At 74.4% G+C, this 6,350-nt stretch carries 8 protein-coding genes; 5 read left to right on the top strand and 3 right to left on the bottom strand.

Going from position 1 to position 6,350, the window contains the following annotated elements; genetic code table 11:
• Nucleotides 1-259: 259 nt before the first annotated feature.
• On the bottom strand, nucleotides 260-559 hold the full coding sequence (locus ACFY2K_RS36350; protein WP_350504571.1) for a hypothetical protein: 300 nt from the start codon (nucleotides 557-559) through the stop codon (nucleotides 260-262).
• Nucleotides 560-593: 34 nt separating this feature from the next.
• Nucleotides 594-1,394, bottom strand: coding sequence for a PspA/IM30 family protein (locus ACFY2K_RS36345; RefSeq protein WP_380522739.1), 801 nt, complete (start codon nucleotides 1,392-1,394; stop codon nucleotides 594-596).
• Between the two features lie 316 nt (nucleotides 1,395-1,710).
• On the opposite strand from ACFY2K_RS36345, the gene ACFY2K_RS36340 reads away from it, so the two are divergent.
• Together ACFY2K_RS36340 and ACFY2K_RS36335 are read left to right on the top strand one after the other, a co-directional pair.
• Entirely contained in the window at nucleotides 1,711-2,304 is a 594-nt protein-coding gene (locus ACFY2K_RS36340; RefSeq protein WP_375892567.1) for a DUF3043 domain-containing protein, read from the top strand.
• 158 nt (nucleotides 2,305-2,462) lie between these two features.
• A complete protein-coding gene (locus tag ACFY2K_RS36335; protein WP_375892686.1) occupies nucleotides 2,463-3,203 on the top strand; it encodes a class I SAM-dependent methyltransferase in 741 nt (246 codons plus the stop codon).
• 10 nt (nucleotides 3,204-3,213) lie between these two features.
• On the opposite strand, the gene ACFY2K_RS36330 is transcribed toward ACFY2K_RS36335, so the two are convergent.
• Nucleotides 3,214-3,414: a hypothetical protein gene (locus ACFY2K_RS36330; RefSeq protein WP_360227960.1), complete on the bottom strand. Its 201-nt coding sequence runs from the start codon at nucleotides 3,412-3,414 to the stop codon at nucleotides 3,214-3,216.
• A 93-nt stretch (nucleotides 3,415-3,507) separates the two neighbouring features.
• On the opposite strand from ACFY2K_RS36330, the gene cobU reads away from it, so the two are divergent.
• The 3 genes from cobU (at nucleotide 3,508) to ACFY2K_RS36315 (ending at nucleotide 6,211) form a co-directional block, all read left to right on the top strand.
• Nucleotides 3,508-4,092, top strand: a complete 585-nt coding sequence (gene cobU / locus ACFY2K_RS36325) for a bifunctional adenosylcobinamide kinase/adenosylcobinamide-phosphate guanylyltransferase (protein WP_380522740.1) — start codon at nucleotides 3,508-3,510, stop codon at nucleotides 4,090-4,092.
• An 11-nt stretch (nucleotides 4,093-4,103) separates the two neighbouring features.
• Nucleotides 4,104-5,219, top strand: a complete 1,116-nt coding sequence (locus tag ACFY2K_RS36320) for a nicotinate-nucleotide--dimethylbenzimidazole phosphoribosyltransferase (protein WP_375892570.1) — start codon at nucleotides 4,104-4,106, stop codon at nucleotides 5,217-5,219.
• Between the two features lie 200 nt (nucleotides 5,220-5,419).
• Nucleotides 5,420-6,211 (top strand): adenosylcobinamide-GDP ribazoletransferase, encoded by a 792-nt coding sequence (locus ACFY2K_RS36315; RefSeq protein ID WP_380592741.1) that lies wholly within the window; start codon nucleotides 5,420-5,422, stop codon nucleotides 6,209-6,211.
• The last annotated feature ends 139 nt before the right edge of the window (nucleotides 6,212-6,350 follow it).

The following is a 6,350-nucleotide window of genomic DNA, read 5'->3' as shown; positions in this document are numbered from 1 at the left end:
GGCATCGGAGCGACGACCGTCGGCACCGGGTCGGAGCGCCCCGGAGGCGAGCGGGCGAGCACCCGCCCCGAGCCGAAGGGGCGCGCCGGTGTCGAAAGGGAGGAGCGAGGAGGCCCCGAGGAACGAGGGGCATCGGAGCGACGACCGTCGGCACCGGATCCGAGCGCCCCGGAGGCGAGCGGGCGAGTAACTGCAGCGAAAGGGCGGGTCCCCTCCACCTGGAGGGGACCCGCCCTTTCGTCTGGCAGCGGCCGCGCGGCTACTCGTACTCGGGGAAGCCCGGGATGACGCCCTCGCCCTCGGAGAGCAGGAGTGACCGGACCTCGTCGAGGGTCGCCTCGGCACTCGGCAGGATCAGCTCGGACGGCTCCAGCGAGTCGTCCGGAAGCCGGGTGCCGTACTGCTTCACGGCGTCCAGCAGCTTGCCGTAGGCCTGGCGAAAGGTGTCCTCGTCGCCGGACTCCACCGCGGTGAGCAGCTCGTCGTCGAGCTGGTTGAGCAGGTTCAGGTGGTCCTCGCCCACCTCGAACTGCCCCTCACCCATGACCCTCATGATCATGCTGCGCTTCTCCTGGTTCGTGGGTGGTTCCAGCTCACTTGTTGTAGTTGATCCGCGGGGTGTCCTGCGGGTGCGCGTCCTGCGGCTGCGGCTGCTGGGCCGGCTTGCCCTGCTCGATCGCGGCCGGACCGGCGGCGGGGCCGCCGGACAGCTCGGCCTTCATCCGGGCGAGCTCCAGCTCGACGTCGGAACCGCCGGCCACCCGCTCCAGCTCGGCCTCGATGTCGTCCTTGCGGCCGAGACCGCTGGCGTCGTCGAGCGCGCCGGAGGCCAGCAGCTCGTCGATCGCACCGGCCCGGGCCTGCATCTGCGCCGTCTTGTCCTCGGCACGCTGGATGGCCAGGCCGACGTCGCCCATCTCCTCCGAGATCCCGGAGAAGGACTCGGCGATGCGGGTCTGCGCCTGCGCCGCGGTGTAGGTGGCCTTGATGGTCTCCTTCTTGGTGCGGAAGGCGTCCACCTTGGCCTGGAGCCGCTGGGAGGCGAGCGTGAGCTTCTCCTCCTCGGCCTGCAGGGCCTGGTACTGCGTCTCCAGATCGGTGATCTGGGACTGCATGTTGGCCTTGCGGGTCAGCGCCTCGCGAGCGAGGTCCTCGCGGCCGAGGGAGAGCGCCTTGCGGCCCTGGTCCTCGTACTTCGCCGACTGCTGCTGGAGCTGGGTCAGCTGGAGTTCCAGGCGCTTGCGCGAGGTCGCGACGTCCGCGACGCCACGCCGTACCTTCTGCAGCAGTTCGAGCTGCTTCTGGTAGGAGTAGTCGAGCGTCTCACGGGGATCCTCCGCCCGGTCCAAGGCTTTGTTCGCCTTGGAGCGGAAGATCAGCCCCATACGCTTCATGATTCCGTCGCTCATGGGCCTCGGGTGCCCCCTTCTCCGGCCTGCGGTCTTAAATCTCGTTACCAGACACGACGAGTGTATGTGCAGCGAGCCCTTCGCCGCAGTGCACCTGCCTGCAACAAGACTGCTACAGCGACCAGGGGCAGATCCTCATCCCCCGGGTGGATCCGCCCCTCATCCTCCCCATACTCCATCCGATTGATCCCCTACGGGAAGAGCGGGGGAGACCCCGGTCCGAACGCGGCCGAACGGATCGATACGCGTTTGGGTCCGAGGGGACCCGTGGTCGCGGCGCCGCACCCCGTACGCTGGGGGTGTGTTCCGACGCCGTTCAGATGATGCCGCCGCCTCCGCCACCGTGCTGGAGGACGAGACGCCCCAGGCCCGCCACCCGCAGGCCAAGAAGGGCCGCCCCACCCCCAAGCGCAGCGAGGCCGAGGCCAACCGGCGCACCCGGGTCGTGGTGCCCAAGGACCGCAAGGAGGCCTCCCGCCAGGCGCGCGAGCGGATGCGCAGCGAGCGCGAGAAGCAGCGCCAGGCGCTGATCGACGGCGACGAGCGCCACCTGCCGGCCCGCGACAAGGGGCCGGTGCGCAAGTTCGCCCGCGACTACGTGGACTCCCGCTGGTCGCTCGCCGAGTTCTTCCTGCCGGCCGCCGTGGTCATCCTGGTGCTGAGCATCGTCAAGGTGCCCGCGCTGCAGCTGCTGTCCACGCTGCTGTTCCTGCTGTTCTTCGTCCTGGTGATCCTGGACTTCGTCCGCCTGGGCCTCGGCCTGCGCAAGCAGCTGGGCGAGCGCTTCGCCGGGCAGAACACCCGCGGCGTGGTCGCCTACGGCATCATGCGCACCCTGCAGATGCGCCGGCTGCGCCTGCCCAAGCCGCAGGTGCGGCGCGGAGAGAAGCCCTGACCGCCGAACCGGTGGACTCCGGCTGGGCCCCGCCTTCCTGGGAGGGGCCCGGCCTCTACGCACTGCCCGGACAGGGGGACGGCGGCCACGACCGGCTCGGTCAGGAGCGTCGGCTGCCCTCCCGCAGCGGCTCCTTCGCCGGCGGCACCGCCGCCTGGCTGGACCGGCTCGGCGGACTGCGCAACTTCGTCCGGCAGGAGCTCGTCTCCCGGCAGCTCGCCGAGCAGCTCACCGGCCGCACCGCCCAGCGGGTCCTGGACATCGGCTGCGGACAGGGCACCCAGGCGCTGCGGCTGGCCCGGGCCGGCCACTACGTCACCGGGATCGACTCCGACCCGGTCGCGCTCGGCGTCGCCCAGGGGGCGCTCGCCGAGGAACCGCCCGAGGTGCGCGGCCGGCTGCAGCTGCTCAGCGGCGACGGCCACCAGTGCGGGCGCTGGTTCGGCCCGCGCAGCTTCGACGTGGTGCTCTGCCACGGCGTCCTGATGTACCTGCCGGACCCGGACCCGATGATCGCCTCGCTGGCCCGGCTGCTGGCGCCGGGCGGGCTGCTCTCGCTGCTGGTGCGCAACGGCGACGCGCTCGCGCTGCGGCCCGCCGCCGCCGGGGACTGGCGGGCCGCCCTGCACGCCTTCGAGAGCGACCGGTACTACAACCGGCTCGGACTGGCCGCCCGGGCCGACCGGCTCGCCGACCTGACCGTCACCCTCTCCGAGGTCTCGGTGCCGGTCCGGCACTGGTACGGCGTCCGGGTCTTCACCGACAACGCGCCCGACGACGCCGCCCCGCCGGTGGACGGGCGGCAGCTGGCCCAGCTGCTGGAGGCCGAGGACCGGGCCGGCCGCACCGACCCGTACCGGCAGGTCGCGGCGCTGCTGCACGTGATCGGCGCGAAGTGAGCCCCCGGGCTCAGCCCTCGTGCAGGCTCATCGAGTAGATCACCCGGTCGTCGTCCAGCAGGACGGCGTTGTCCACGCCCTCCTCGGCGAGCTGCTTCCAGCTCTCCCCGATCCAGGTCTCGGCGTCGCCCTGGCCGGCGAACTCCTCCTGCCCGAGGGTCGACGCCACCGCGCTGCCGTCCGCCTTCTCGTACCGCCACGTCCAGACCATGCCCGGCTCCTCCCACTGACGCTGCCTTGTGTGCTGCGCAGGTTAGCCTGCCCGGCCCGATCTTCCGTATGCCTGTCGGGCAGGATGGGCGGCATGGCGACCCACCCCCCGCTCCCCCGCACGCTGCTGCTCGGCGGCGCGCGCTCCGGCAAGTCCACCCGCGCCGAGCAGCTGCTCGCCGAGCACCCGGACGTCCTGTACGTGGCCACCGGCGGCACCCGGGACGGCGACGCCGAGTGGGCCCAGCGGGTCGCCCTGCACCGGGACCGCCGGCCGGCGAGCTGGCGCACCGCCGAGACCTGCGACCTGGAGGCCGTGCTCGCCGACGCCGACGACCCGGCGCCGGTGCTGGTCGACTGCCTGGCGCTGTGGCTGACCGCCGTGATGGACGCGTGCGACGCCTGGGACGACGACGCCTGGGCGGCCGGCGGCGAGGCCGCGGTGCAGCGCCGCTGCGAGGCACTGGCCGCGGCCTGGGCCGGAACCCGGCGGACGGCCGTCGCGGTGAGCAACGAGGTCGGCATGGGCGTCGTCCCGGCGACCGCCGCCGGCCGCCGGTTCCGGGACACTCTGGGACGGCTCAACATGGCCGTGGCGGACGCCTCCGAGCGGGTCCTGCTGGTGGTCGCGGGACAGGTTCTGACGGTCAAGCCGAGCCCGCACACCTCCGCCGTGTAGCCTTCCGACCGATGGACACGACCGTGGATCTCGATACGTTCTCCTCGCTCGTCGAGCGCCCCGACGACAGCGCCCGACGGGCCGCCGAGGAACGCTGGCAGGAAGCCGGCCGACCGCGCGGCGGCCTGGGCAAGTTGGAGGAGCTGGGCAGCTGGCTGTCGTCCGTACAGGGGCGCTCCCCGGTGCGGCCGGTCTCGGCGCCCAAGGTGCTGCTGTTCGCCGCCGACCACGGCGTGGCCGCGCTCGGCGTCTCCCGGCTGCCCGCCGACGGCGGCACCGCGGCCCGGGTACGGGCGGTGCTCGACGGCAGCGCCCCGGTGGCCCGGCTGGCCGCGCGCTACGGCGCCGACGTGCGGGTCGTCGACGTCGCGGTGGACACCGACCCGGCGGACTTCCCGGACGAGGTGGTCGCCCACCGGATCCGGCGCGGCTCCGGCCGGATCGACGTCGAGGACGCGCTCACCCCGGAGGAGACCGTCCGGGCCTTCCGGGCCGGCATGGCCGTGGCCGACGAGGAGGCCGACACCGGCACCGACCTGGTGCTGCTCGGCGACCTCGGGGTCGGCTCCACCACGGTGGCCGCCGTCCTGGTCGGCGCGCTGTGCGGGACGGACGCGGCCGCGGTGTGCGGACGCGGCTCGGGCATCGACGACCGGGTGTGGATGGTCAAGTGCGCCACCGTCCGGGACGCGCTGCGACGGGCCCGCCCGGTGCTCGGCGACCAGCTGGCGCTGCTCGGCGCCACCGGCGGGGCGGACTTCGCCGCGATCACCGGTTTCCTGCTCCAGGCCGCCGTCCGCCGGCTGCCGGTGGTGCTGGACGGCGTGGTCTCCTCGGCCTGCGCGCTGGTCGCGCAGCGGATCGCCTTCCGGTCGCCGGAGTGGTGGCGGGCCGGGCAGTCCAGCGGCGAGCCCGCCCAGGCGAAGGCGTACGACCGGCTCACCCTGACGCCGTTGCAGGACCAGGGGATCACCCTGGGCGAGGGCGTCGGCGCGGTGCTCGCGCTGCCGCTGCTCCAGGCCGCGGGCGACGCGCTCGCGGAGGAGGCGCCCCGGCCGTTCGTCCCCTCGGCACCGAAGGAGCAGCCGAAGCTGCCGTCGGCCGCCGACCTGCTCAGGAGGCTGTAGCGGCTGTCGCGGCGGCGGGCGTCGTCCGAGACCGCCTCCCGCCCCCTGGCCCCCCGCTTCGCGCGGCTCCCCGCGTCCCTTCCTCGGGGCGCGGGGATTCTGCTGTGTCGGCGGCGGGGCCCGGACGCGGGTCCGGTCCGGGTCCGGTTCGAGTGCGGTTCCGGTGCGGTTCCGGTCCGGTGGAGGAGTGGGTGGGAGCGATGGCCGACGGCGGCGAGCGGGCGACGTGGGGCGAAGGGCTGCGGTTCGCGTTCGGGACGCTGTCGGTGCTGCGGGTGCGGGTCGAGCGGTGGGACCGGGCCGCGGCGGCCCGGGCGATGACGGCGGCTCCGGTGGTCGGCCTGGTCCTGGGCGCGATCGCGGCCGGGGCCGGCGCCCTGGTGGCCTGGCGGGCGGGCGGACTGCTCGCCGCGGTGACGGCGGTGGGGGTGCTCGCCGCGCTGACCAGGGGGCTGCACCTGGACGGCCTGGCGGACGTCGCCGACGGCCTGGGCAGCGGCAAGCCGGCCGAGGACGCGCTGCGGATCATGAAGCAGTCCGACATCGGCCCGTTCGGCGTGCTGACCCTGCTGCTGGTGCTGCTCGCCCAGGTCGCCGCCCTGGCCGGGCAGTTCGGGCAGTCGACGCCGCGCGGCGCCCTCGCGGTGCTCGCCTCGGCGGTGGCCGCGCGCTGCGCGCTGGCCTGGGGCTGCCTACGGTCGGTGCCGGCCGCGCGCCCGGGCGGGCTGGGGGCGATGGTGGCGAGCACCGTCGCGCCCGCGGCGGCCGCCACCGGGACGCTGGCCGCCGCGCTCCTCGTGGCCGCGCCCGGGCTGTTCGACGGATGGTCAGCCCTGCGCCTCCCGCTGGCCGTTGTGCTCGGCGTCGGCTGCGCCCGGCTGCTGCTCACGCGGTGTGTGCGCCGGTTCGGCGGGATCACCGGGGACGTGCTCGGCGCGACGGCCGAGACCGCCGCCACCGGGACGCTGTTCGCCCTGGCGTTGCTCGGCTGACACCGGGCGGCGCGTGATCCCACCATGCGGACTACCATGCGTGGAGCACCGCAGCCCTGCACCGTGGCAGGTCCTGCCCGCCCGGCGCGCACCGAGGAGCCGGGGCCTCTGGTGTGCGCGGCCGCTCCGGCGGGCGCGC

This window comes from Kitasatospora sp. NPDC001309 (assembly GCF_042896295.1).
In the GTDB taxonomy this organism is placed as follows: Bacteria; Actinomycetota; Actinomycetes; order Streptomycetales; family Streptomycetaceae; genus Kitasatospora.
The sequence above is the reverse complement of the archived record's forward strand: the minus strand, read 5'-3'. Positions and strand labels throughout refer to the sequence as shown.

Excerpts from the sequence above, each read along its gene's own strand:
- ACFY2K_RS36350 (WP_350504571.1), bottom strand. The coding sequence starts at position 559 with ATGATCATGAGGGTCATGGGTGAGGGGCAGTTCGAGGTGGGCGAGGAC.
- ACFY2K_RS36345 (WP_380522739.1), bottom strand. The coding sequence starts at position 1,394 with ATGAAGCGTATGGGGCTGATCTTCCGCTCCAAGGCGAACAAAGCCTTG.
- ACFY2K_RS36330 (WP_360227960.1), bottom strand. The coding sequence starts at position 3,414 with ATGGTCTGGACGTGGCGGTACGAGAAGGCGGACGGCAGCGCGGTGGCG.
- cobU (WP_380522740.1), top strand. The coding sequence starts at position 3,508 with ATGGCGACCCACCCCCCGCTCCCCCGCACGCTGCTGCTCGGCGGCGCG.
- ACFY2K_RS36320 (WP_375892570.1), top strand. The coding sequence starts at position 4,104 with ATGGACACGACCGTGGATCTCGATACGTTCTCCTCGCTCGTCGAGCGC.
- ACFY2K_RS36315 (WP_380592741.1), top strand. The coding sequence starts at position 5,420 with ATGGCCGACGGCGGCGAGCGGGCGACGTGGGGCGAAGGGCTGCGGTTC.